Origin of the sequence: Hydrogenophaga sp., assembly GCF_965657535.1 — a bacterium.
Taxonomy (GTDB): domain Bacteria; phylum Pseudomonadota; class Gammaproteobacteria; order Burkholderiales; family Burkholderiaceae_C; genus Hydrogenophaga.
On record NZ_CBFHOP010000007.1, the window covers coordinates 1 to 23,102 of the forward strand.

At 62.1% G+C, this 23,102-nt stretch carries 25 protein-coding genes and 1 pseudogene; 14 read left to right on the plus strand and 12 right to left on the minus strand.

The window, feature by feature from the left end:
* Positions 1–74 precede the first annotated feature (74 nt).
* A pseudogene (locus tag ACTG4K_RS13060) lies at positions 75–1,184 on the plus strand (acetyl-CoA hydrolase/transferase C-terminal domain-containing protein); the annotation flags it as partial.
* Between the two features lie 350 nt (positions 1,185–1,534).
* Here the strand turns inward: ACTG4K_RS13060 and ACTG4K_RS13065 are convergent.
* A complete protein-coding gene (locus ACTG4K_RS13065; protein WP_439114649.1) occupies positions 1,535–3,397 on the minus strand; it encodes an ABCB family ABC transporter ATP-binding protein/permease in 1,863 nt (620 codons plus the stop codon).
* Positions 3,398–3,435: 38 nt separating this feature from the next.
* On the opposite strand from ACTG4K_RS13065, the gene ACTG4K_RS13070 reads away from it, so the two are divergent.
* The gene (locus tag ACTG4K_RS13070) at positions 3,436–3,876 is read left to right on the plus strand and encodes an acyl-CoA thioesterase (RefSeq protein ID WP_439114650.1); all 441 of its coding nucleotides are present in this window, start codon (positions 3,436–3,438) and stop codon (positions 3,874–3,876) included.
* Between the two features lie 7 nt (positions 3,877–3,883).
* On the opposite strand, the gene ACTG4K_RS13075 is transcribed toward ACTG4K_RS13070, so the two are convergent.
* Genes ACTG4K_RS13075 through ACTG4K_RS13090 form a run of 4 tightly spaced genes read right to left on the minus strand, consistent with a single transcriptional unit; the run spans position 3,884 to position 6,940 of the window.
* Positions 3,884–4,624, minus strand: a complete 741-nt coding sequence (locus tag ACTG4K_RS13075; RefSeq protein ID WP_439114651.1) for a type 1 glutamine amidotransferase — start codon at positions 4,622–4,624, stop codon at positions 3,884–3,886.
* A gap of 20 nt (positions 4,625–4,644) precedes the next feature.
* Positions 4,645–5,115, minus strand: a complete 471-nt coding sequence (locus tag ACTG4K_RS13080; RefSeq protein WP_439114652.1) for an SgcJ/EcaC family oxidoreductase — start codon at positions 5,113–5,115, stop codon at positions 4,645–4,647.
* A complete protein-coding gene (locus ACTG4K_RS13085; RefSeq protein ID WP_439114653.1) occupies positions 5,112–5,531 on the minus strand; it encodes an AtuA-related protein in 420 nt (139 codons plus the stop codon). Before ACTG4K_RS13085 ends, ACTG4K_RS13080 begins: the two co-directional genes overlap by 4 nt.
* Positions 5,528–6,940: an acyclic terpene utilization AtuA family protein gene (locus ACTG4K_RS13090; protein ID WP_439114654.1), complete on the minus strand. Its 1,413-nt coding sequence runs from the start codon at positions 6,938–6,940 to the stop codon at positions 5,528–5,530. The genes ACTG4K_RS13085 and ACTG4K_RS13090 overlap by 4 nt, the downstream gene beginning before the upstream one ends.
* Positions 6,941–7,174: 234 nt before the next feature.
* Here ACTG4K_RS13090 and ACTG4K_RS13095 point away from each other — a divergent pair, with 234 nt between their 5' ends.
* The 12 genes from ACTG4K_RS13095 (at position 7,175) to ACTG4K_RS13150 (ending at position 18,433) form a co-directional block, all read left to right on the plus strand.
* The gene (locus ACTG4K_RS13095; RefSeq protein WP_439114655.1) at positions 7,175–8,050 is read left to right on the plus strand and encodes a branched-chain amino acid ABC transporter permease; all 876 of its coding nucleotides are present in this window, start codon (positions 7,175–7,177) and stop codon (positions 8,048–8,050) included.
* 134 nt (positions 8,051–8,184) lie between these two features.
* Complete coding sequence (locus ACTG4K_RS13100) at positions 8,185–9,261, plus strand: branched-chain amino acid ABC transporter permease (protein WP_439114656.1); 1,077 nt, start codon at positions 8,185–8,187, stop codon at positions 9,259–9,261.
* Complete coding sequence (locus ACTG4K_RS13105) at positions 9,258–10,199, plus strand: ABC transporter ATP-binding protein (protein ID WP_439114657.1); 942 nt, start codon at positions 9,258–9,260, stop codon at positions 10,197–10,199. The genes ACTG4K_RS13100 and ACTG4K_RS13105 overlap by 4 nt, the downstream gene beginning before the upstream one ends.
* Positions 10,200–10,284: 85 nt before the next feature.
* The gene (locus tag ACTG4K_RS13110; protein WP_439114658.1) at positions 10,285–11,073 is read left to right on the plus strand and encodes an ABC transporter ATP-binding protein; all 789 of its coding nucleotides are present in this window, start codon (positions 10,285–10,287) and stop codon (positions 11,071–11,073) included.
* Between the two features lie 136 nt (positions 11,074–11,209).
* Complete coding sequence (locus tag ACTG4K_RS13115) at positions 11,210–13,066, plus strand: AMP-dependent synthetase/ligase (RefSeq protein ID WP_439114659.1); 1,857 nt, start codon at positions 11,210–11,212, stop codon at positions 13,064–13,066.
* A 58-nt stretch (positions 13,067–13,124) separates the two neighbouring features.
* Positions 13,125–14,291 carry an ABC transporter substrate-binding protein gene (locus tag ACTG4K_RS13120; protein WP_439114660.1) on the plus strand — a complete coding sequence of 389 codons (1,167 nt, stop codon included), beginning with the start codon at positions 13,125–13,127 and terminating at the stop codon, positions 14,289–14,291.
* 93 nt (positions 14,292–14,384) lie between these two features.
* A complete protein-coding gene (locus tag ACTG4K_RS13125; protein WP_439114661.1) occupies positions 14,385–15,230 on the plus strand; it encodes a class II aldolase/adducin family protein in 846 nt (281 codons plus the stop codon).
* Between the two features lie 59 nt (positions 15,231–15,289).
* Positions 15,290–15,700: a DUF2784 domain-containing protein gene (locus ACTG4K_RS13130; RefSeq protein ID WP_439114662.1), complete on the plus strand. Its 411-nt coding sequence runs from the start codon at positions 15,290–15,292 to the stop codon at positions 15,698–15,700.
* Between the two features lie 72 nt (positions 15,701–15,772).
* Positions 15,773–15,982: a hypothetical protein gene (locus ACTG4K_RS13135; RefSeq protein WP_439114663.1), complete on the plus strand. Its 210-nt coding sequence runs from the start codon at positions 15,773–15,775 to the stop codon at positions 15,980–15,982.
* Positions 15,983–16,608: 626 nt separating this feature from the next.
* Positions 16,609–16,989 carry a hypothetical protein gene (locus tag ACTG4K_RS13140; protein ID WP_439114664.1) on the plus strand — a complete coding sequence of 127 codons (381 nt, stop codon included), beginning with the start codon at positions 16,609–16,611 and terminating at the stop codon, positions 16,987–16,989.
* Entirely contained in the window at positions 16,986–17,564 is a 579-nt protein-coding gene (locus ACTG4K_RS13145) for a DedA family protein (RefSeq protein ID WP_439114665.1), read from the plus strand. Before ACTG4K_RS13140 ends, ACTG4K_RS13145 begins: the two co-directional genes overlap by 4 nt.
* 245 nt (positions 17,565–17,809) lie before the next feature.
* Positions 17,810–18,433 carry a tyrosine-type recombinase/integrase gene (locus ACTG4K_RS13150; protein WP_439114666.1) on the plus strand — a complete coding sequence of 208 codons (624 nt, stop codon included), beginning with the start codon at positions 17,810–17,812 and terminating at the stop codon, positions 18,431–18,433.
* A 185-nt stretch (positions 18,434–18,618) separates the two neighbouring features.
* Here the strand turns inward: ACTG4K_RS13150 and ACTG4K_RS13155 are convergent, their stop codons facing one another.
* From ACTG4K_RS13155 to ACTG4K_RS13185, 7 genes are all read right to left on the minus strand, one after another.
* Positions 18,619–18,981 carry a BRCT domain-containing protein gene (locus tag ACTG4K_RS13155; protein WP_439114667.1) on the minus strand — a complete coding sequence of 121 codons (363 nt, stop codon included), beginning with the start codon at positions 18,979–18,981 and terminating at the stop codon, positions 18,619–18,621.
* A 196-nt stretch (positions 18,982–19,177) separates the two neighbouring features.
* Complete coding sequence (locus tag ACTG4K_RS13160) at positions 19,178–19,711, minus strand: hypothetical protein (protein WP_439114668.1); 534 nt, start codon at positions 19,709–19,711, stop codon at positions 19,178–19,180.
* A gap of 72 nt (positions 19,712–19,783) precedes the next feature.
* Positions 19,784–20,056, minus strand: coding sequence for a hypothetical protein (locus tag ACTG4K_RS13165; protein ID WP_439114669.1), 273 nt, complete (start codon positions 20,054–20,056; stop codon positions 19,784–19,786).
* 24 nt (positions 20,057–20,080) lie between these two features.
* Entirely contained in the window at positions 20,081–20,467 is a 387-nt protein-coding gene (locus tag ACTG4K_RS13170) for a hypothetical protein (protein ID WP_439114670.1), read from the minus strand.
* A 459-nt stretch (positions 20,468–20,926) separates the two neighbouring features.
* Positions 20,927–21,286, minus strand: a complete 360-nt coding sequence (locus ACTG4K_RS13175) for a signal peptide prediction (RefSeq protein WP_439114671.1) — start codon at positions 21,284–21,286, stop codon at positions 20,927–20,929.
* Between the two features lie 95 nt (positions 21,287–21,381).
* Positions 21,382–21,864 carry a thioesterase family protein gene (locus ACTG4K_RS13180; protein WP_439114672.1) on the minus strand — a complete coding sequence of 161 codons (483 nt, stop codon included), beginning with the start codon at positions 21,862–21,864 and terminating at the stop codon, positions 21,382–21,384.
* 30 nt (positions 21,865–21,894) lie between these two features.
* Complete coding sequence (locus tag ACTG4K_RS13185) at positions 21,895–23,061, minus strand: acyl-CoA dehydrogenase family protein (RefSeq protein ID WP_439114673.1); 1,167 nt, start codon at positions 23,059–23,061, stop codon at positions 21,895–21,897.
* Between the last annotated feature and the right edge of the window lie 41 nt (positions 23,062–23,102).

The following is a 23,102-nucleotide window of genomic DNA, read 5'->3' on the forward strand; positions in this document are numbered from 1 at the left end:
TCTTGCGCTTTCTTTTTCCATGATTCTCTGATCACGAAAACCAGACAAAGTTCAGACTTTATCAGGCCTTATCTATAGAAGACGGCCGTCTGATCCCGGCCACGTCGGTGGGCAACAACAAGACCTGGCTGGACCAGGCCGACAAGGTGATCCTGGAAGTCAACCACGGCCACAGCCTGGGGCTGGAAGGCATGCACGACATCTACTACGGCACCGAGCGCCCACCGCACCGCAAGCCGATCCCGATGACGCACGCGGGCGACCGCATCGGCGAGCCCTACCTGCGCTGCGACCCGGCCAAGGTGATCGCCATCGTCGAGACGAACCTGCCCGACCGCGACACCCGCTTTTCGGCGCCCGACGAAGCGTCGAAGCGCATTGCCGGCCACCTGATGGCCTTTCTGCAAGAAGAGGTGGCGCAAGGCCGCCTGCCGCCCGAGCTGCTGCCGCTGCAGTCGGGCGTGGGCAACATCGCCAACGCTGTGATGGAAAGCCTGAACGACGGCCCTTTCAACGATCTGCAGGGCTACACCGAGGTGCTGCAGGACGGCATGCTCGCCATGCTCAAGTCGGGCAAGATGGCCATGGCCTCTTCCACCGCGCTGTCGTTCTCGGCGCCGGTGATGGAAGAGTTTCTGGCCCATCTGGACTTTTACCGCGAACGCATCGTGCTGCGCCCGCAGGAAATCAGCAACCACCCCGAGGTGATCCGCCGGCTCGGCATCATCGCCATGAACGGCATGATCGAGGCCGACCTGTATGGCAACGTGAACTCCACGCATGTGATGGGCACGCGGATCATGAACGGCATCGGCGGTTCGGGCGACTTCGCGCGCAACGCCTACCTCTCGGTCTTCATGACGCCGTCCACCGCCAAAGGCGGCAGTATCAGCTGCATCGTGCCCATGGTCAGCCACGTGGACCACACCGAACACGACGTGCAGATCATCGTGACCGAACAAGGCCTGGCCGACCTGCGCGGCCTGTCACCGCGCCAGCGCTCGCGCCGCATCATCGAACGCTGCGCCCACCCGGACTTCAAACCGGCGCTGCTGGACTATGTGGAGCGCTCGGAAGCCAATGCGCGTGCGGGGCATGCCGGCATGCACACACCGCATTTGCTGGACGATGCGCTGAGCTGGCACAGCCGGTATGAGCGGACGGGGACGATGCGGGTGGCGTAAAGGCACGGCTGCCGAACAGATGTTTGGCTGGCGTGGCCCTCACCCCTGCCCTCTCCCAGAGGGAGAGGGGGCAATCCACGCTCGCCGGAAGGGAAGTCCGTTCCCGCATCCATGCTTTGCCGTGTGGCCGGGCTGAGCAGCGCAGGGGCGAGCGGATCAGGGCGGGCGTTGTTTGAGCCAAAGGCGAGTTCAGCCCGACCCCGCTCGAACCGAGCAGCGCAAGGCACCGCGAAGCGGCCCGGACTTCGGCTCGCCTTTTCTTTGCTTACTTTCTTTTGGCGAAGCAAAAGAAAGTGAGTCGGCCGCCGGGCCGAGACCCGGCCCACAAAAGCCACCAAAACATAAAGCGGTCAGTCCGTCCCAGACTGCTGCAAAGCCCACATCCCAGCGTAGACGCCACCAGCCGACACCAGCTGCGCGTGCGTGCCCCGCTCCACAATCTCACCATTCACGAGCACAAGAATCTCATGCGCATCCACAACGGTAGACAGCCGGTGCGCAATCACCAGTGAAGTCTTGTTGCGCGCTGCGCTCTTCAACTCAGCCTGAATCGCGCGCTCATTCGCCGAATCCAGCGCCGACGTCGCCTCGTCAAAAATGACAATCGGGGGGTTCTTCAGCAGCGTGCGCGCGATGGCCACGCGCTGCTTTTCACCGCCTGAGAGCTTCAAGCCCCGCTCGCCCACCATGGTGCGGTAGCCCAGCGGCAGCTTTTCAATGAAGCTGTGAATGTGCGCCGCCTGCGCGGCGGCTACGGCGGCTTCGTGGCCGGCGTCTGGCCGACCGTAAAGGATGTTGTATTCGATGGTGTCGTTGAACAGCACCGTGTCCTGCGGCACGATGCCGATGGCCTGGCGCACGCTGGACTGCGTCACCTCGCGAATGTCCTGGCCGTTGATGAGGATGCGGCCACCCCCATGCGGGCCGGTGTCGTCGTGGTTCGTCACGTCGTAGAAACGGTACAGCAGCCGCGCCAGCGTGGACTTGCCCGAGCCCGACGGCCCGACCACCGCCACCGTCTTGCCGGCCGGAATCTCGAAGCTGATGCCGTGCAGAATTTCGCGCGCAGGCTCGTAAGAGAAGCGCACATTGTCAAAGCGCACCGCCGGCGCGCCGGCCAGCGCCAGTGGCTGGGCGCTGGGGTGGTCGGCAATTTCGCGCTCTTTCTCAAGCAGCACAAACATCTTGTCCAGGTCGGTCAGGCTTTGCTTGATCTCGCGGTACAGCACACCCAGAAAACCCAGCGGAATGTAGAGCTGGATCATGAACGCGTTGACCATCACCAGATCGCCCAGCGTCATGTCGCCGCTGGCCACGCCCTGTGTGGCGCGCCACAGCATGAGCACCAGCGCAATGGCAATCACCAGCTGCTGCCCGGCGTTGAGCATGGACAGTGTGGTCTGGCTCTTGATGCGGGCGCGGCGCAGTTTTTCCAGCGCCTCGTCGTAGCGGCGCGCTTCAAAGGCTTCGTTGTTGAAGTATTTGACGGTCTCAAAATTCAGCAACGAGTCCACCGCCCGGGTCTGGCTGGAGGACTCCAGTTCGTTCATCTCGCGCCGAAACTTGGTGCGCCATTCGGTCACCGTCACGGTAAAAGTGATGTACAGCACCAGCGCCGTGAGCGTGATCCACACATAGCCCATGTCGAACTTGGTGCCCAGCACAGCCAGCACCATGGTCACTTCAACGAGCGTGGGAAAGATGCTGTAGAGCGAATACGAAATGAGCGACTGCACGCCGCGCGTACCGCGCTCGATGTCGCGCGTCATGCCGCCAGTCTGGCGTTCCAGGTGAAAGCGCAGGCTCAGCGCGTGCAGGTGGCCAAACACCTGCAGCGCAATGCTGCGCGTGGCACCCTCGGTGGCTTTGGCAAACACCAGCTCACGCAGCTCGGTAAACAAGGTGGTGGACAAACGCAGGCCACCATAAGCCAGCAACAGCCCCAGCGGCACCACCAGCAGCGCCTGCGGGCTGCCCGGGGGAATGGTCATGGCGTCCACCAGTTCTTTGAGCAGCAGCGGCACGCTCACGTTGGCCACTTTGGCCGCCACCATGAAACCCAGCGCGATCAGCACGCGCCATTTGTATTGCCACAGGTAGGGAAACAGGCGCGAGAGCGTGACCCAGTCGGAGCGCTTGGCTGCCGGTGTGCCGCCGGCGGGCGGGCTGGTGGACAAGGCCACGGTGGCTGGACTGGGAGAGTTGGGTCGCATGCGTGAGAATGTTGATCTGTTGAAACCAGATTGTGCCCATGTCCAACGAATCAAGCCCCCGCCCTGAGACCGCCCTGCCGCAAGACCGCGAGCTGGTGCTCAAGGTCATCCCCATGCCGGCCGACACCAACGGCAACGGCGACATCTTCGGCGGCTGGGTCATGGCCCAGGTCGATCTGGCCGGCTCGGTGCTGCCCGCGCGCTACGTGCGCGGGCGCATGGCCACGGTGGCGGTTAACCAGTTCATCTTCAAGCAGCCGGTGCGGGTGGGCGACATCCTGAGCTTCTTCTCACACGTCACGCGCGTGGGCAACACGTCCATCACGGTGCAGGTCGAGGTGTTTGCCGAACGCTTTTCGGCCCAGGGGCAATACGTGAAAGTGACCGAAGCCAGCCTGACCTATGTGGCGATTGACATGGAAGGCAAGCCGCGCGCCATTCCCAAAGAGGGGCTGAACATTCCGGGCTTGGCGGGTTGATCTGCGCTCAACCCGGCCAGCGCGAACGCCAGCTGCGGTAAATATGGCTGGCCAGTGCCTGGCTGGCGGCCAGATGCTGCGTGGTGGCGGCGAGCATACGGGCCGGGTCTTGCACACTGTCCGGGTGCAACAACACATGCAGCGGGTAGGCTTGACCCGGGTGGGCCAGCCAGGCGGCGATCTTGGCCGGCGTGATCTCGATGTGAAACTGCATGGCCAGGTGCTGCCGAATGGCGAACGCCTGGTGCACGCAGGCCGGTGAGCTGGCGATCAGCTCGGCGTTGGGCGGCAACTGCACAAAACTGTCCTGGTGCCACTGAAACACCGTGGCCACCGTCGCGTCACCCAACCAGTGGCGCGCCGAAGCGCTGCGGCCGATTTGCATGGGCAACCAGCCCACCTCGGGCTGCGGCAGCTGTTGCACGCGGCCACCGAAAGCCCGCGCCATGAGCTGGCCACCCAGGCAATGGCCGATGACGGGAATACCCATCGCATCGGCTTCCCGAATCAGCGCCTCGGCCTGGCGCAACGACGGGCGCTCGTCGTTGGCGCTCCAGGCACCGCCCAGCACGGCCAGGCCGCGGTAACCGCGCACCGAGTCGGGGTATGGGTCACCGGCTTCGGTGCAGCGCAGCTGCCAGGCAACGCCCTGTTCGTCGAGCCATTGGCCCAGGTAGCCGGGGCCGTCTTCATTCAGGTGCTGCAACACCAGCACATCGGCAGGGGCGGAGAAATCGGTGGGTGTCATGGCCCCATCATAGAAAAACGTCAGCCGGCTGCGGCCAGCGCGGCCAAAGGTGCGGGCATGGCCGAAGAGTGGTGGTCCACGATGCGCCATGGGGCAGATACGCCAGCGGTGCGGCGGTAGGTGAAGCTGAAGCGGGCGGGCACCTCGCGCAGGTGCGGCGCCGGAGACAGCGTCAGCGTGTAGCGGCCCGAACTCACCGCCACGTCGCCAAACACCCTGGGCAGCGCCTCGACCAGCGCCATGCAAGGCACCGGTTGCAGGGCAAACACAGCGTCGAAATACGCGGCAATGCCTTGTGGCGTGGTGATGAGCTGGGTGGCGGTTGTGCCCCAGAGCACCGCTTGCGGGTCGTAGAGCGCGGCCACGGCAGCCGCATCGGCGCGGTTGAAGGCACCAATCCAGGCATCGAGGGCAGCGCGCACCGCAGCTTCATCTGTGTCAGCACGCGCCCTGGCTGCCTCCGGCTTGTGGCCGATGAGCGCCGGATTCATGGTGCAGCCTCGCCCCACCAGCCCACGCGCGGGGCGGCCAATGCCCCGGCCAGCTCGGCGGGCGTCACCTCAATTTCCATGCGCAGCAGCGCGCCGGCCATGGACTTGCCCAGGTTGTCGAGCCGCAGGTTGCGCGCGCCACCGCCTTGCAGCGCACCGCGCAGCACCAGCTTGATGGCCAGCAGATTGGGCAACAGCCAGGCGTCCACCTCGCCGGTCATGTCGCTGCCCAGCCAGGGCATGAAGTGGGCGCGCACCCGCTCGGCCGTCACCTCGCGGGCCAGCAGCGCGTAGCCCTCCGCGTTCCAGGCAAACAGGCCAAAGTCCACCCAGTCGGCCTTGTCGCCGCTGCGGGCATGGGCGATGCGCACCAATGGCACGCGAACCTTGTCCTTGGTGTCAACCGTTGCGTTCATGGCGCCACTCCCTGGGTTTGCAACAGCTCCACGCACACGCCAGCTTCCACCGCTGCACGGGGAACCAGCGTGGGCCAGATACCCAACAGTTCGCTGGTGTTGTGCAGGCCGTGGAAGCCGCAGGTGTAGGCCGGCCCACTCAGGGCCAGCCAGGGAAACAGCCGCCCAAAGCCGTCAGCGGCGGCCTTCACGGGGGTGCGCAGCACCAGGCGGGTCCACACCTCGTTGAGCTGGTTGAGGGCCTCGGCATCGGGCAACGGCGCCAGCGCGCCATGGGCCGAATTCAGGCCGGGGTGCTCAATGTACAGCTCGTCGTGCGGTATGCGCTTTTCCAGCAACTGGGTGAGGATGGCGGCCTGCGCGGCTTGCGCCTTGTCCCAGGCATCGGGCCACGAAAAGCCCCAGGTCACTTCGGCCTTGTAGCCGTCGCGGTAGCCCGCCACCACCTTCAGCTGGTCGCTCGGCGCGTGCCCGCGTGCACCCGTGAGACGCACCCGGTCGTGACCTTCATCGTGCAGGGTGATACCGCCCATGTCCAGCACCACGTCGGGCGAGTGGTAGGCGTGCGGGTTGTGCACTTCGTACAGCAACTGCTGGCGCACGGTGTCGAAGTTGACGCGCCCGCCCGTGCCCGGCGCCTTGGTGATGAGCGCGGTGCCGTCTTCCCACACCTCGGCAATGGGGTAGCCAATGTGGGTTAGGTCGGGTACGGCCTGCCAGGCGCCCTGGCTGCCAAAGTTGCCGCCGCTGCCCTGGCCCGAGCATTCGAGCAAGTGCCCCACGGTGAGCCCTTGCGCCAGGCGGTTCAGGTCGGCCTCGGCCGTCGCGCCGCTGAGCGTCCAGCCCAGGCTGTGGACCAGCGGGCCCAGAAACAGCGCCGCGTCGGCCACGCGCCCGGTGATGACGATGTCGGCCCCTGCGTCCAGCGCCTGCACGATGGGCTGCGCGCCCAGGTAGGCGTTGCCAAACACCAGGCGCTCGCGCACACCCGCCAATGGCTCGCCGGTGAACAGGTGCGCCCAACCGTCGGCGGGCTTTGAGGCGTCGAGCAACTGCGGCAACACGTCGTCGCCGGTGACCACCGCCACCCGCGCCGTCATACCTTTGGCGGCAAAAGCCGCCAGCACCGCCTGCGCGGCACCGTGCGGGTTGAGCCCGCCGGCGTTGCACACAAATCGCACGCCACGCTCAGCCATCAACGGCCACAGCCGCAGCAGCATAGGCACCACGTCGCGGGCGTAACCCAGCGCCGGGTCGCGCTGGCGGTCCTTTTGCAAAATGGCCAGCGTGAGTTCGGCCAGGTGATCGCTGGCAATGAACTGCACATCGCCACGTTCCAGGGTAGCCACCACGGGCTCCCAGTTGTCGCCGTAAAAGCCGAGACCGGCACTGATTCGTATGGACTTCATGGCATGGGCACAACAGTGAAATTTTCAGCATAGCGCTGCGCTTTGGTTTCACCAAGCGTCTGCTTGGCAAAAAGAAGCCAGTTTGTCGCCTGCGGCACTTTCTCTGCGGGAAACCCCCATGGGCAAGCCTTTGCGTCCCCGACTAAGCTCCGCAAAAGCACGGGCGTTCGAAAACGCTGCAGTGGCACAGCGGGTGCGCAACCGGCACCCAAGAGAACCATTTAGGAGACAAGCGTGCAATTGCTGCAACTGCTCATCAGCGGTGTGGCCCAGGGCTGTATTTACGGACTCATTGCCCTGGGTTTCGTGCTGATTTACAAAGCCACCGAAACGGTGAGCTTTGCCCAGGGCGACCTGATGATGGTGGGCGCCTTTGGCGGCCTGGCCGCCATGACGGTGCTGGGCTTCCCTTTCTGGCTGTCGGTACCGGCAGCCATTGTGGGCATGGGCGTGTTTGGCGTGCTGCTGGAGCGGGTGGTGATCCGCCCCATCCTGGGCCAGCCGGCGTTTTCCATCGTCATGCTGACCATCGGCGTGGGCTATGTGTTGCGCGGGCTCATCACCATGATTCCCGACATTGGCACCGACACCCACACCCTGCCAGTGCCCTACGCCGGCGAGGTGCTGCGCCTGGGCACGCTGGTGGTGTCGGCCGAGCAGGTGGTGGTGATCGGCGCCACCGCCGTCTTGTGCGCTGGCCTGTTTGCCATGTTCCGCTACACCAAGCTGGGCATCGCCATGCAGGCTTCGTCGCAAAACCAGCTGGCCGCTTATTACATGGGCATTCCGGTGAAACGGCTCAACGGCCTGGTGTGGGGCCTGGCGGCCGCGGTGGCGGCCATTGCTGGCCTGCTGCTCGCGCCCATCACGTTTGTGCACGCCAACATGGGTTTCATTGGCCTCAAGGCATTCCCGGCCGCGGTGGTGGGTGGCTTTGGCAGCCTGCCCGGGGCCATTGTGGGCGGGCTGATCATTGGCATTGTGGAAGCCCTGGCGGGCTTCTACATGGCCGAAGGCTTCAAGGACATTGCGCCTTACATCGTTGTGCTGATCATGTTGGTGCTCAAGCCCAACGGACTGTTTGGCGAAAAACTGCGGAAGAAAGTATGAGCACCCCCATCGCTTGCTCGATTCGCGCAGCCGCTCAGCCCCTCAAGGGGCAACGCCTGTGGCCCGGCAAAGCCGGTTCCACGGCGCTCCTGGTCTGCCTCCCTGCCACCTCTGGCGCCGCTGATTGAACACCCATGCGATTCCTCTTCAAGACCGACTACAACCAGGACATCCGGCTGGCCAAGCACGGTGGCCACACGTTCTGGTACAGCCTGCTGGGCGTGCTGCTGGTGGCGGCGCCCTGGCTCGTTCAGGAATACTGGCTGGCGCAGCTCACCTTTGTGCTGATCTACGCCATCGTGGGCCTGGGGCTGATGCTGCTGGCTGGCTTCACCGGGCTGTTTTCGCTGGGCCATGCGGCGTTTCTGGGCGTCGGTGCCTACACGCAGGCCATCATGGTCAACGCGGGCGTGCCGTTCCCTATTGCACTGGCCTGCGCGGGTTTGCTGTCAGCCGCCGTGGGCATGGTGGTGGGCCTGCCGGCGCTGCGGGTGAAAGGCATTTACCTGGGCATGGCCACGCTGGCATTTGGCTTCATTGTGGAAGAAGGCATGGCGCGCTGGGAGAGCATGACCGGCGGCAACTCGGGCCTGATGGTGAACCAACCCAGCCTGTTTGGCTGGGAACTGGACTCGTCCAACGAGTTTTACTTCTTGTGCCTGCTGATCACCGTGGCGTCCACGCTGGGCATCGTCAACCTCATGCGCTCCAGCACCGGCCGGGCGTTTGTCGCCATCCGCGACTCGGAAATTTCTGCGCAGAGCATGGGCATTCACCTGGCGCGCTACAAAACCATGAGCTTTGCGCTGTCGGCCGCGCTGGCGGGCATTGGTGGTGCGCTGTATGCCCACAAGATCCAGTTTTTGTCACCCGACCAGTTCAGCCTGCTGCAGTCGGTCGACCTGCTGCTGATGGTGGTGATTGGCGGTCTGGGCTCCATTCACGGCGCATTTCTGGGCGCCATTTTCATCATCGTCATGCCGCAGCTGATCGCCATTGGCAAAGACTTTTTACCCGCCGTGATTGGTGAAGCCGCTGGCATCAAGGGCGTGGTCTACGGCATGGTGCTGATCGCCATTGTGTTGTTTGAACCCATGGGTCTGTACGGCCGCTGGCTCAAGATCCGCACCTACTTCCAGCTCTTTCCGTTCTACCGCAAGGGTATGTTCAAGCGGCAGAAGAGCTTCCAGAAATCAGACAGATTGAAATGACGAACCATTCCAACATCGTGCCGGAGAGCGGGGTTCCAACCCAGGGCGCCGTGGAACCGGCTTTGCCAGGCCACCAGCGCCGCCCCCTGGGGGGTGACGCCGCAGGCGGCTCGGGGGGTATCTTGCTCTCAGCCAAAAACCTCAGCGTGCGCTTCGGCGGCGTGCTGGCGGTCAACAACGTGAGCTTCGATGTGAAGCGCGGCGAGGTGTTCACCCTGATCGGGCCCAACGGCGCTGGCAAGACCACGGTGTTCAACCTCATCAGCCGCATCTACACGCCCACCACCGGCACCATCGACTACGCCGGGCCGCAGGGCATGCTCAAGCTCACCGAGCAGCCGCCGCACAAAATTGCCGGGCTGGGCATTGCACGCACGTTTCAAAACATCGAGCTGTTTGAACACGCCACCGTGCTGCAAAACCTGCTCATTGGCCGCCACACGCACCGCAAAACCGGGCTCTGGAGCGAAATCTTCTTCACCGGAAAAACCCGTGCGGCCGAAATTGAGGCGCGTGAAAAAGTGGAGCAGGTCATTGAGCTGCTGGACCTGCAACACCACCGCGAATCGATGGTGGCCGGCCTGCCTTATGGCGTGCGCAAGGTGGTCGAGCTGGCGCGCGCCCTGTGCACCGAGCCCAAGCTGCTGCTGCTGGACGAACCCTCTTCGGGCCTGAACGTGGAAGAAACCGAAGACATGGCGTTCTGGATCACCGACATCAAGGACGAGCTGGGCATCACGGTGCTGATGGTGGAACACGACATGACCCTGGTGTCCAAGGTGTCCGACCGCGTGCTGGCCATGAGCATGGGCGCCGAGCTGGCCACCGGCACACCCGCCGAAGTGCAGCGCGACCCCGGCGTGATCGAGGCCTACCTGGGCTCGGTGGACGACGTGTCCAGCCTGCGGCGTGAGAACCATGTGAAGGAGAAGGCATGAGAACCGCAGGGCCGCCCCAAGGTTCACAAGTCCCCCTGGGGGGCAGCGCAGTACGCGCAGCGACTAGCGTGGGGGCAACATCATCATGACCGCACCCGTGACCGACAACGCCGTGTTAAAGCTGCTCAACGTCGAGAGCGCCTACGGCCCCATCAAAGCCATTCGTGGCGTGAGCCTGCAGGTGCGCCGCGGTGAAATTGCCACCGTGCTGGGCAGCAACGGCGCGGGCAAAACCACCATCCTGAAAACCATCAGCGGCATCATCGACCCGCGCAAGGGCAGCATCGAGTTCAAAGGTGAAAACATCACCGCCCAAGACCCGGCCCACATCGTGCAGCAGGGCCTGATGCACGTGCCCGAAGGGCGCGAGGTGTTTCCGCTGCTCTCGGTGCGCGACAACCTGCTCATGGGCGCCTACACCCGCAAAGACCGCGACGGCGTGGCGCGCGACATGGAGGTGGTGTTCAACTACTTTCCCATTTTGCGTGAGCGCGCGCTGCAAGACGCCGGCCTGCTCTCGGGCGGGCAGCAGCAGATGTTGGCCATCAGCCGGGCGCTCATGGCCAACCCCGACCTGATCTTGCTCGACGAACCGAGCCTGGGCCTGAGCCCCAAGCTCACCAAGGAGATCTTCGAGATCGTGGTGCGCATCAACCGAGAGCGCGGCACCACCATCTTGCTGGTGGAGCAAAACGCCAACATGGCGCTGAACGCATCGGACTACGGTTACGTGCTGGAAAACGGCCGCATCGTGATGGAAGACACCTGCGCCCACCTGCGCGAGAAGGACGACATCAAGGAGTTCTACCTGGGCATGAAGGAAGAAGGCGTGCGCGCCGACCGGCGCTGGAAGAAGAAAAAAAATTGGCGCTAGGTGTGGCTCCCCCCGCAGCGCTTCGCGCTACCCCCCAGGGGGCGGCACTGGCCGTCCGGCAAAGCCGGCCCGGCTGTGCCCTGGGTTGGAAAACCTCCTGCGCTGCGATCGACATGTGGACTACGGAAACTATCAAATGAGCAACCTCTGGGACCTTTCCGCCATCCAGCCGCAGACCGCCGTGGTGCTGCCCGGCGACACCATTCCCGCGATGTTCTGGAACGCGGTGAAAGCGCGCGGCCCCAACGTCTGGATGCGTCAGAAAGACTTGGGCATCTGGCACAGCTGGACCTGGAACCAGACCGCCGAAGCCGTGCGCGAAATCGGCAACGGCCTGCTGGCGCTGGGTTTCGCGCCGGGAGAGACCGCGTCCATCCTGTCCAACACCAACATCGACTGGGTGCTGGCCGACATTGCGGTGCTGAGCGCGGGTGGCGTGTCCAACGGCATCTACCCCACCGACGCCGCCGAGCAGGTGCAGTACCTGTGTGAAGACTCCAGCACCACGGTGCTGTTTGTGGAAGACGACGAGCAACTGGACAAAGCACTGGCCGTGCGCGAGCAACTGCCGAAGCTGCGGAAAATTGTGGTGTTTGACATGGAAGGCCTGCGCGACCTGCACGACCCGCAGGTGATGAGCCTGGACGCCCTGCGCGCCTTGGGCCGCGAGCACGCCAAGCAACACGCCGAGGCTCTGCAGGCCCGCGTGGCCGCGTGCAAAACCAGCGACCTCGCCATTTTGGTCTACACCTCGGGCACCACCGGCAAGCCCAAAGGCGCCATGCACAGCCACCACGGGCTGGTGTACACCGTGCGCGGCTACAACACGCTCATTGCCCGCAGCGAGGCCGACGAATGCATGTGCTTCTTGCCGCTGTGCCACATTGCCGAGCGCATGGGCGGCGAGTATTTTTCGCTCTACACCGGCGCCAAACTCAACTTCGTTGAGAACCCCGAGACCGTGCCCGAAAACGTGCGCGAGATCGCGCCCACGGTGTTCACCGCTGTGCCCCGGGTGTGGGAAAAGTTTTACTCCGGCGTCATGATCACACTGAAAGAAGCCGGCAAGCTGCAGCAAGGCGCTTACGCCTGGGCCATTGGCGTGGGCCAGCGCGTGGCCGATCTGGTGATGGCGCAAAAGCCGGTGCCCGCCTCGCTCAAGCTGCAATTTCATCTGGCACGGGTGCTGGTGCTCAACAACGTGCGCAAGCTCATCGGCATCCACAAAGCGCGTTTTCTGGTCACTGGCGCGGCGCCCATTTCACCCGAGCTGGTGCGCTGGTACATGGCGCTGGGCGTGCCCATGCTGGAGGTGTGGGGCATGACGGAAACCTGCGGCGCGTCCACCGGCGTACCGGCCGAGCGCATCAAGCCCGGCTCCATTGGGCCGGCCGCGAGCTACAACGAGGTGCGGCTCGACCCGGCCACCAGCGAGATTCTGGTGCGCGGCCCCAACGTGTTCATGGGCTACCTGAACCAGCCCGAGAAGACGGCCGAGACCATCGACCCCGATGGCTGGCTGCACACCGGCGATGTGGGCGTAGAGGATGAGGAAGGGTTTTTCCGCATCACCGACCGCATGAAAGACATCATCATCACCGCAGGCGGCAAGAACATCACCCCCAGCGAACTGGAAAACGAACTGAAGTTCTCGCCCTACTTGACCGACGCGGTGGTGATCGGCGACAAGCGCCCTTACCTCACCGTCATCATCATGATCGACCAGGAGAATGTGGAGAAATATGCGCAGGACAACGACGTGCCGTTTTCCAACTACGCCAGTCTCACGCGTGCACCCGAAGTGCAGCAGCTCATTCAAGACGAGATCGACCGCGTCAACAAGAAATTTGCCCGGGTGGAACAGATCAAAAAGTTTTTCCTGCTCGACACACAGCTCAGCGCCGAAGACGAAGAACTCACGCCCACCATGAAGCTCAAGCGCAAGCTGGTGGAAAAGAAATACACCCCGCAAATTGAAGCCATGTACCGCTAACGCCCTGCCAGCGCCTATTTTTCCCACCACCCCATTTACAACGAAGGAGACACGACACATGAAGACCACCCTGACTTTGATCGCCGCCAGCCTGGCCCTGGCCAGCACCGCGGCCTTGGCGCAATCGCAAGGCGTCAGCAAAAACGAGCTGGTGCTGGGCTCCATTCAAGACCTGTCCGGCCCCCTGGCCGGCTTTGGCAAGCAGGTGCGTTTTGGCATGATGCTGCGCGTAGACGAAGCCAATGAGCAAGGCGGCATCAATGGCCGCAAGATCAAGCTGCTGGTCGAAGACTCGGGCTACGAGCCCCGCCGCGCCGTGCTGGCTGCACAGAAGCTGGTGAACCAGGACAAGATTTTTGCCATGGTGGGCCACATTGGCACGGCGCAAAACATGGCCGCCATGCCGGTGCAGTTTCAGAAGAACGTGATCAACTTCTTCCCGGTCACGGCAGCGCGGGAAATGTACGAGCCCTTCCACAAGCTCAAGTACTCGTTTGCCGCCACTTACTACGACCAGATGCGCGTGGCCGTGCCCAAACTGGTCAAAGAGAAGAACGCCAAGAAAGTGTGCACCATGTACCAGGACGACGAGTTCGGCCTGGAAGTGTTCCGCGGTGCCGAGGCTGGCCTGAAGGCCGCAGGCATGCAGTTTGCCGAAGTCACCACCTACAAACGCGGTGCCACCGACTTCTCGTCGCAAATGCAGAAGCTGGCCTCGTCGCAGTGCGACCTGGTCGTCATGGGCACCATCATCCGTGAAACCATTGGCGGCATTGCCACCGCTCGCCGGCTGGGCTTCAACCCCACCTTCATCGGCTCCAGCGCCGCCTACACCGACCTGATCCACAAGCTCGGCGGCCCCGCCATGAACGGCTTCTACGCCACCATGACCGTGCAAAACCCCTACACCGACGAAGCTTCGCAGCCGATCCGGTTCTGGGCCAACAAGTACAAGACCAAGTTCAACGAAGACCCGACCGTGTTCTCGGTGTACGGCTATTCGCTGGTTGACTCGTTCTTGCGTGCTGCCGGCAAAGCAGGCACCAACCTGACCACCGAAAGCTTCATCAAGGCTATGGACACGATGGTGATCCCACCGGACATTTTCGGCAGCTCCGAGATGACCTTCAGCCCCACCAAGCGCCTCGGCAGCGACGCCACCCGCCTGTCGCAACTGCAAGACAACCGCTGGAAAGTGGTGTCTGAGTACTTCAAGGTCAACTGAACCCGACCCGTTTCTTGCCCGGCCGTCAGTGTGCAAACGCTGACGGCTTTTTTATTCAACGCCCGCACGCAACCTGCGGCACCAGGACCCGAGATGCACATCCCCCCTCAGCGCGAGCCGCGCTTTAACCCCCTCACCGATCCCAAAGTCTCCATCTACCAACCCGAGCAGCCTGGACGCATATTCCCCGGCATACCCCACTTCAGCACCCACGCCGAACACCGGCGCCACCTGAAAGAGCGGCTGGTGGGCGCCTGCCGGGCCTTTGCGCTCCAGGGCTTTGACTACGGTTTTGCCGGACATTTGACGGTGCGCGACCCCGAGCATCCGCACCTGTATTGGACCAACCCGATGGCGGTGCACTTTGCCCAGGTGAAAGTCTCCAACCTCATCTTGGCAGACCACCAGGGCCATGTCGTGGAAGGCGAACACGCGATCAACCGCGCTGGGTTTGTGCTGCACGCTGCCGTGCACGAAGCGCACCCAGATATCGTGGCCATGTGCCACGCGCACACCCTTTATGGCACAGCGTTTGCGGCATTGGCACAACCGCTGGCGCCCATCTCGCAAGACGCCGCCGCGTTTTTTGAAGACCATGTGGTCATCAGCGACGAGGCTGGCCAGGTCGCGGTTGAAGTGAAAGCCGGCTTGAAAGTCGCTGACTGGTTCAAGGGCGTGAAAGCCGCCATTCACCAAAACCACGGACTGCTCACCGCCAGCCGCCACAGCATTGAGGCCGCGGCATTCTGGTTCATAGCGCTGGAACGCTGCTGCCAGCAACAGATGCTGGTTTACGCCAGCGGCATCAAACCCCGTCTGGTGCCCCCCGAAAAAGCGCGCTACAGCCGGGAGCATGTGGGCAGTGAATACATTGGCTGGCTGCACTTCCAGACCATCTGGAATGACTTGCTGCGCACCCAGCCCGACATGTTCGACTGAGCGCTCCCCGCACCAAGCGCCATGCACGCCGGGCCAGCGTTCACACAAACCAACGCACCATGCACAGCAACCCCGCCTGGGCCGCCCTGCTGGCCGACGCACTGCTCGCGCTCCACCTGAGCCTGGTGGTGTTTGTGATGGGCCTGCTGCCGCTGGTGTTGCTGGGGGGCGCACGCGGCTGGCGCTGGGTGCGCCACTTTGGTCTGCGCGCCACCCACATGGCCCTCACGGTGTTCATTGCCGCCCAAGCCTGGCTGGGGCAACTGTGCCCACTGACCGTGTGGGAACAAGAACTGCGCCACCTGGCCGGGCAAGGCGGCTACACCGAAAGCTTCATCGAACACTGGCTGGCCCGCCTGCTCTACTGGGACTTGCCATGGTGGATGTTTGTGGCGGCCTACACCGGCTTTGCGGCGCTGGTGGTGGGCGCGTGGTGGTGGGTGAGGCCGAGTGGCCGACGTGCGGACTGACAGGTCAAGTCGCCTCGTACAACGGCGGACCCAAACCGTGCAGAAAACGGTGTTCCATACAATCAAGCGCATATGAACCGCCCCCTTGCCCATGCCGAGTTGATTGCCACTTACAAGCGTGCGGAAGCAGATGCTGCGCACAAGCTCAGGCTGATCAACAAGGTGGCCCAAAAAGGTCCCAAAGCCATTCAGGCGGCCGTGGATACCGCAGCAAGGGCGGAAAAACGCAGGGACGCGTTTGCAAAAAAATTGAAGGCCCTGGGTGTGATCCTTGAGGGTTGAGTAGGGATCAGGTTCTGAGCGAGCGCTCGCCATCTGGAAACCGCATAGAGGAACTGCGTGCCATGAAGGGCGGTTGCAGCGGAGCGGCTGTTTTCGGCCACCTGCTGACATTCGCAGGTACGACCCGAGCAACCGCTTGAGGCTGACTGCAGCCGGTCAGGTTTTCAGAGCCCAATCACATCCGCCAGCGGAACCTGCCGTTCCTCGTTTGCGAGGCGACTGACCGGTGCACTTCCAGCAGTGGCCAATCAATAGCGATGAGCCACACGAGGAGCCGAGCGACTCTTGCCCGCCGCGGCCACCGGCTCTTCGCGAGCCTAGGCAGACGATCCCGCACGTTCCGCAAAGCGGTCTGTCATACCGATCGCTCCGCCGGTGCGCGCATGGGTGCGCAAATGCTTCGGAAGCACTTGTGCCCGTTGCGCGGCACCCTTGCCCTGTCAACAGAGGTCCTGCTCTCGACTGGTAAGGTTGAAGAAGGAAAATCACGTCAGAGATCGTCCGATTGGGCTTCGCTTCTGCTCTTGACCTTGCAGGCCGGAAGATCCGAAGAGGCTCGAACTTAATCAGCTGCACCGTAGACTTTGGCTTCGAACCAGTCCTGAACCGAATCAGATCGAAAGTCCATGAAATCACTGCCTTCAAAAAACTCCCTGCAGGGGAGAGTCCGACGCTGGTTGGCGGTGGTGGCAGTGCTTGTGGGCATGGCCCTGTTGGTGGGTTTTGGCTGGCGGGCGTGGAAGCAGATTCAGTTCAGCCAGCGGGTTGCTCGCGGCGAAGTGCAGGTGGAGACTTTTCGGGGCTGGATGACGCTTGCGTACATCGAGCGTGTGTATGGTGTACCTCAGGTCGAGTTGCGCCAGGCTTTGGGCTTGCCCGCCACCGGCTTTGATGACAGAAGTGTTCGCGACTGGATCAAGGAGGAAAACCTAGACCCTGAGGCAGTGCGACACGTCATCGAGAAACTGATCTTGGAACACGAACCGCCTTCGGGAGCGGTGAAGTGACGGATATCACCGATTTCCTGCTCACCAGTCTGCTCAACCACGGAGCGCTTGTTTTGGGAGGCACCTTGTTCTTGGCGGCTTTGGGCGTGCCTTTGCCCGCCACAATGTTGGTGGTGGCCACCGGCGCCTTCAGCAGGCAAGGTGTGATGAGCTTGCAGGTAGCTGCGAGCGTTGCCGTGGTGGCGGCTGTGGCGGGCGATGGCTGCAGCTATTTGTTGGGCCGGTTGTTGGGCGAGCGGCTCACATCGCGCTGGAAGAGCTCGAAGGCTTGGCGATCAGCCGACCAACAGTTTCAGCGCTGGGGTATCTGGAGCGTATTCCTGAGCCGGTTCTTGTTCACGCCGATTGCCCTGCCTGTGAATTTGATGGCCGGCTCGAGTATGTTTCCTTGGCACCGGTTCCTGGTCGCTGTGGTAGCGGGGGAGGTGATCTGGGTGTTGCTGTACGGTGCACTGGGGCTGTTGTTCGCCGACAGCTGGGAAGTGCTGAGCCAGTTGGCCACCGATCTGTCGGGCCTGTTGGTGGGTGTTTTGCTGCTGGGCATGGGGGTTTATGCCTTGGTTCGTCGCCGTTGAGCAGCCGGCGGACGAAGTCACTGTTTCGCAAAAGCTTGAAGCCCGTACTTCCATGTTTCCCGCAAGCTGGACTCCGCCATTGCCCTCGCGCCCCGCCTGCTGATGGCCGAAAGCGCTGGTTGGCCGCCCCACTCGTTTGCAGTCGCCCGTACCCTTCGAGTGCGCTTTCCTGACTTGACGCAGCGCAATATGCTGGTGCCTCACAGGCGCATGCTCTGGGACCCGCAACTCGATGGGAGACCATCATGGAAACCTCAGGCAATACTGTTCATTACGAGCCGTGGAACAAAGGCAAGATCGTTGGGCAAAAGGCTCCCTTCAAGGTGAAGGACATCTGGGCCTTGCGCGTACGTCTCCAGATGGAAGGCCGGGTCCGCGAACTCGCACTCTTCAACCTCGGCATCGACAGCAAGCTTCGCGGATGTGACCTCGTTGCACTCAAGGTGCGTGATGTGTCCCATGGTGACCAGGTGGCCACCAGAGCCATCGTTATGCAGCACAAGACCAAGCGCCCAGTGCAGTTCGAGATCACGGCAGTCACCAGGGAGGCCTTGCAGGCCTGGATCAAGCCGGCGGCATTGAAATCAGATGACCTCCACTTCCCAAGCAGGCTCCACGATTCGCCCCACCTGGGAACTCGGCAGTACGCCCGGATTCTCGGGCACTGGGTGGATGAACTGGGTCTTGACCGTACCGAGTATGGAACCCATTCGATGCGCAGAACCAAGGCGACACTGATCTATCGACGCACCAAGAACCTCCGCGCTGTGCAGCTTTTGCTCGGCCACTCCAAGCTGAAGTCGACCGAGAGGTACCTGGGTATCGAGGTCGACGACGCTCTTGAAATCTCCGAACAGACGGAAATCTGAGATGGTCATCGGAGGCGGCCCTTGTTCCGGCACTGGGGCGGCCGCCTTCAATGGCAGCTATGTGGTGACCGTCAAGAGCGGTGCTTTCGGACAGAAGCGGGGCCGTCAGGAGTGATTGAAGCTGACGTTCACCGTTTGAGTTCACCCGCTGTAGGCCGTCGGGTGCAACGAAGGTTAGTTAGGCATCACTGTGTTAACTCGCCTGTTTCCAACAAATGAAGGAATTGCTCCTTGGTGAGGATGTGGTTCCCTTGCTCACGTGCTTTTTCAAGCTTCGCTGGTCCTGCGTTCTCTCCTACACACAAGAAGGCCAAATTCTTCGTGACTGACCCGACTATTTCCAGGCTTGCTGCCTGCGCAAGCGCTGAGAGTTCCGCCTTCTCGGAGGCCGCAAAACCCGTAAAACAGACTTGCGTCAGCTTCTCCTTCTTCGGCTTCGCGTTCGCATATATCCAGTCCCAGCCTACCGCGTCGGTCATGGCTGCGATCTGATCCGCGGAGAAAGGACTCTTCGCCTTCAGGATTCTTGTCACTTTCTCGTTGGCCATGATTTCCCTTCGTTGAATGGACGCTGTGGATCGCCAGGTACTTGAGCTTGTTGATGGATGATTAGCACTGCCCGATTGTGAAGCCTAAAGCCCAAGTTCAGGGGTGCCCATAAGGCCTTGCCGCAGCGATGCGAAATATGCGCGCGCCCTGCAACGCCCAGTTAAGCTGGTGCCAAATGCGAGGTCTGATGTCAACTCACAGGTCCTTTGAGTATTCGCTGGACTGCTCGGTGTCGGTGCATAGCGAGGCACACGGGCTTTTTGAGATGCTAAGTTTCTTCCCGTTTGGGCTCACTGAGAAGAAACATGTATGCCCAGCAGCACGGTAGCTGCCTGGGATTTTCGCAGGTCTTTCAGACACGCTGAAATTGATCTCGATGCGCTTCGCATTCTCAGGCGCGTAGGAAAGATTGTCTTCAATGCCCGCGAACTGAATGTCTGACCAATACTTTTGCACCCCTGGGCAACTGGCTAATATCTTGGGCCATGCCTGTTCTACAATTGATTTGATGGGTGCAGGTGTTTCCGGTGCTATAGCGATGTTCACTTCTGGTTCGTTTGAACAGCCGAAGAGAACTGCCGCAGAAGCAATGCTGAGTATTAGTTGATGGCGCATCGATTTGTGTACGTTTGCTGGAGATGAAGGGGCTCTCGCGAGAAGGAAGCCTAAAGCCCAAGGTAAGCAGCGCCGGAAGGAGCGCAGCGATTGGAGGGAACCAACAAAGCCCATGAAAATGGCGAAGCCATGGGCTTTGTTGGCGTCCGCTTGACCGTAATTTTAGGCCACACACGGATAAATGGCTCATAGATATGTTGTGCGAATGTGCTCATAAGTCGGAGTGATGCCGAGCTTTTGAAAAAATTCATCAGTAAACGCAACAGCAGCGCTTACCGCCCATTGGGCGCAACCTGCACCGAGGACCTTATCCGGATAAAACGTATTACTCAATCCTGTTATCGTGTTGATAGGAAATTTTCCTTTGAGTCGCTTTTCAAACTTGTGTGGTTGTGGATTTGCTTGCCCGCTGTATCCAACTATTGTTTCAGGCTCGTAGTGAATTAATGCATTGCGCAATTCAATCAGGAGTTTTACATCTTGTTAAGTGCTTGCTCCCGCATTGAAGGCTGGTTTCCCGTTTAACTCCAGTGCGATTTCGTACTTCTCAAAAATCGGGTAGGCTGCTGTTCTGGGGATTCCTTTCTTCCATAGATTCGCCATTAAATTTCTGGCCGGCAAGGAGGCAATCCGTTCGGTGCTGTGGTTATCGGAGCAGTCTGAGAATATCTCATTGATTTTTGCTTCGAGAAAGGCCGCAGAGACAATCACCGACGAGATGGCGCAAGCGTTGTGTTGTCTGCGCTGGGGGCTGTCAATCGGGGTGGCTTGAGTTGTGGACTCAATTTCTTTGCACTGACTCGCAAACAAGGCAGCTGCCGATAGATGGCCTATCGACAAATAATGACGCATGGAAATCGTAATAGACATAGTGGGTGGCCTAACGCAATGTATCTCGCAGATCCTGCAGGATATTCTGGACAGTGCGGGATACTCTGGTCATCTCATTCTCCCGGGAATGTAATCGGAACAAAGGGTTGGACGCCAAGACCTGATTTCTATACAGGTATAAGTAAACCACGCAACCCGGCATCTACTGGTACCCAGTGACCGCTTCGCTTTGGGGCTTTGCAGGACCGCTCCGGGTCGATTCCACCATTTCGCACGACAGGCATGCAGTCGCCGAAGCAGCGACCGAGCCCATCCGCGATCCAACGTCAGCTGTACCTCACGTAGCTGTCACTCGGGCCAGGGATGGCGGCCGCACCGAAGGTCAGCATCATGGCGGTCACAGCGAGTTGACCTGCCCGCACCGACAGGCTCCTCACGCTGCACACGAGACTTTGACCTTGAGTCACCGGACGACAGGAATATGTCGACAACAGCCCCTCAACACCCGCCAACCCGCCGTGCCTCCACCTCATACGGGTTGTCCCAATAGGCGCGCCGCCCGCGCACCCACTGCCAGGCCCCGGCCAGCAGATAGGCTGGCAGAAACAGCGGGCCCCAGCGCTCGCACTGGCGCACATGAACGCGCTCGTGGGCGCGCAGGCGCTCCAGCTCTTGTGCGTGGGTGCCCACGATGACATGGCCGAACGTGATGGCGGTGAAGGGCCAGCGGCGGCGGGGCCGCTGGCGCTGGGCGGCGATTTCGAGCACGCCGTCCACCCGCCGCATGCGCGCACCCAGCGGGACCAGCAGCAGGCCCAGCGCCAGGCCGATGAGGGTGTTGGGCGAAGCCCAAAGCACGCGGGCCCAGCGTTGCAGGCGCGGGATGCGCTGAGGCTTTGACCGAGCCTGTCCTGAGGCCGTCGAAGGGCTCGGCCCAAGGGGAGGCTGGGGTCTCACGACACGATGTAGGCGCCCGAGCCGCAGGACAGCAGTTTGCCGTCTGGCCCCAAAAACTCCATGCGGGTGGAGGCCACGCGCGAGCCCAGGCGCATGACTTCGGCGCGCAGTTCGAAATGGGTGCCGATGCCGGGGCGCAGGTAGTCGATGCGCAGGTCGATGGTGCCGAGCTTGCCGAAGCGGTGCAGGCGCTGTTCGGGCGTTTCGTCCATGTGGCGGGCGCCAATGGCGGCCATGCAGGCGAGGCCGCCCATGGCGTCGAGCCCGGCGCTGATGACGCCGCCGTGGATGCGGTTGTAGCTGTAGTGCCCCACCAGCTGGGGCTTCATGTCGATGCGGGCGGTGACGCGTTCGGGCAGCAGGCTGGTGATCTTGAGGCCGAGTACCTGGTTGAAAACGATTTTTTCTTCAAAGATGGCTTTGAGACCGGCAATGAACTCGGGCTCGAATTCGGTAGGAAGGGTGATGGTTTTGGTCATGCGGAGATTGTGTGGGATGGAGGGCAGGCTTCAGAGGCCCAGCTGCCGGGCGGCGAGTTCTTTCATGATTTCTTCGGCGCCGCCGCCGATCATCATGACCTTGACTTCGCGGTAAATGCGTTCGGTGACGGTGCCGTGCATGTAGCCCATGCCGCCGAGCATTTGCACGGCGGCGTCGGCGCAAAACTGCATGGTCTGGGTGGCGTGGTTTTTGAGCAGGCAGACGTTGGCAATCCAATCTGTTCCCTGGTCGCCGGCATCGGCGCGGGCACCCAAGGCGTCCACCCAGGCCTGGGTGCTGGCGATGCGCATCTGCATGTCCATGAGCTTGTGGCGGATCACCTGGCGCTCGATGAGCGGGGCGCCAAAGGTGTGGCGCTGGCGTGCCCAGACCAGGACTTCGTCGTAGCAGGCTTCGGCAAACCCGAGCGCCATAGTGGCCAGCGCCAGGCGCTCGCCATTGAAGTTGCTCATGATGATGCGAAAGCCCGCACCCTCTTTGCCCAGGCGGTAGCGCGTGGGTACGCGCACGCCGTCAAACCGCAGCAAGGCGGTGTCTGAACAGTGCCAGCCCATTTTGCGCAGCGGGCTGCGCGAGATGCCGGGCCGATCGCAGGGCACGGCGATCATGGAGAGGCCGCTGGCGCCTTGGCTTTGCAGGTCGGTGCGCACGGCAAGGGTGATCCAGTCGGCGCGCACGCCAGAGGTGATGAACACTTTTTCGCCGTCGATCACGTAGTCGGCGCCGTCGAGCCTGGCGGTGGTGCGCAGGCTCGCCACGTCAGACCCACCACCGGGCTCGGTGATACCGAGTGCGGCGATTTTTTCGCCTCGCAGCACGGGCGGGATGATCTCGGCTTGCTGCTCGGGCGTGCCGTGGGCAAGCACCGGGGGCAGGCCAATGTTGTGTGAAAACAGGCTGGCCATGACGCCACCGCTGCCGCCATGGCGGGCCAGCGTTTGCGACATGGCGTTGCGCACCGACCACGGCGCGGGCGTGCCGCCCAAGGCCTCGGGGTAGCCCAGGCCGAGCAGGCCAAGCCGGGCGGCATCGCCGTAAAGCGTGCGGGGGATTTCACCCGCGTCGTCCCAGGCGCTCACATGGGGCGCAATGGCCTGGGTGGCGAAGCGGCGCACGGTGTCGATGAGGGCGCTGCGGTCTTCGGTGGTGAAGTCGTCGGAGCCGGGTTGGGTCATGACTTGGGCTTCAGGTTTGAGCGGTTGGGTGAAAGGGTGCA

Bases quoted from the DNA above. Each gene is read 5' to 3' on its own strand.
- ACTG4K_RS13075 (WP_439114651.1), bottom strand. From the start codon at position 4,624: ATGACACCCACCGATTTCTCCGCCCCTGCCGATGTGCTGGTGTTGCAG.
- ACTG4K_RS13115 (WP_439114659.1), top strand. From the start codon at position 11,210: ATGAGCAACCTCTGGGACCTTTCCGCCATCCAGCCGCAGACCGCCGTG.
- ACTG4K_RS13120 (WP_439114660.1), top strand. From the start codon at position 13,125: ATGAAGACCACCCTGACTTTGATCGCCGCCAGCCTGGCCCTGGCCAGC.
- ACTG4K_RS13090 (WP_439114654.1), bottom strand. From the start codon at position 6,940: ATGAAGTCCATACGAATCAGTGCCGGTCTCGGCTTTTACGGCGACAAC.
- ACTG4K_RS13160 (WP_439114668.1), bottom strand. From the start codon at position 19,711: ATGGGCTTTGTTGGTTCCCTCCAATCGCTGCGCTCCTTCCGGCGCTGC.
- ACTG4K_RS13170 (WP_439114670.1), bottom strand. From the start codon at position 20,467: ATGTCTATTACGATTTCCATGCGTCATTATTTGTCGATAGGCCATCTA.
- ACTG4K_RS13130 (WP_439114662.1), top strand. From the start codon at position 15,290: ATGCACAGCAACCCCGCCTGGGCCGCCCTGCTGGCCGACGCACTGCTC.
- ACTG4K_RS13065 (WP_439114649.1), bottom strand. From the start codon at position 3,397: ATGCGACCCAACTCTCCCAGTCCAGCCACCGTGGCCTTGTCCACCAGC.
- ACTG4K_RS13085 (WP_439114653.1), bottom strand. From the start codon at position 5,531: ATGAACGCAACGGTTGACACCAAGGACAAGGTTCGCGTGCCATTGGTG.
- ACTG4K_RS13080 (WP_439114652.1), bottom strand. From the start codon at position 5,115: ATGAATCCGGCGCTCATCGGCCACAAGCCGGAGGCAGCCAGGGCGCGT.
- ACTG4K_RS13125 (WP_439114661.1), top strand. From the start codon at position 14,385: ATGCACATCCCCCCTCAGCGCGAGCCGCGCTTTAACCCCCTCACCGAT.
- ACTG4K_RS13155 (WP_439114667.1), bottom strand. From the start codon at position 18,981: ATGGCCAACGAGAAAGTGACAAGAATCCTGAAGGCGAAGAGTCCTTTC.
- ACTG4K_RS13100 (WP_439114656.1), top strand. From the start codon at position 8,185: ATGCGATTCCTCTTCAAGACCGACTACAACCAGGACATCCGGCTGGCC.
- ACTG4K_RS13140 (WP_439114664.1), top strand. From the start codon at position 16,609: ATGAAATCACTGCCTTCAAAAAACTCCCTGCAGGGGAGAGTCCGACGC.
- ACTG4K_RS13150 (WP_439114666.1), top strand. From the start codon at position 17,810: ATGGAAACCTCAGGCAATACTGTTCATTACGAGCCGTGGAACAAAGGC.
- ACTG4K_RS13135 (WP_439114663.1), top strand. From the start codon at position 15,773: ATGAACCGCCCCCTTGCCCATGCCGAGTTGATTGCCACTTACAAGCGT.
- ACTG4K_RS13180 (WP_439114672.1), bottom strand. From the start codon at position 21,864: ATGACCAAAACCATCACCCTTCCTACCGAATTCGAGCCCGAGTTCATT.
- ACTG4K_RS13185 (WP_439114673.1), bottom strand. From the start codon at position 23,061: ATGACCCAACCCGGCTCCGACGACTTCACCACCGAAGACCGCAGCGCC.
- ACTG4K_RS13105 (WP_439114657.1), top strand. From the start codon at position 9,258: ATGACGAACCATTCCAACATCGTGCCGGAGAGCGGGGTTCCAACCCAG.
- ACTG4K_RS13070 (WP_439114650.1), top strand. From the start codon at position 3,436: ATGTCCAACGAATCAAGCCCCCGCCCTGAGACCGCCCTGCCGCAAGAC.
- ACTG4K_RS13110 (WP_439114658.1), top strand. From the start codon at position 10,285: ATGACCGCACCCGTGACCGACAACGCCGTGTTAAAGCTGCTCAACGTC.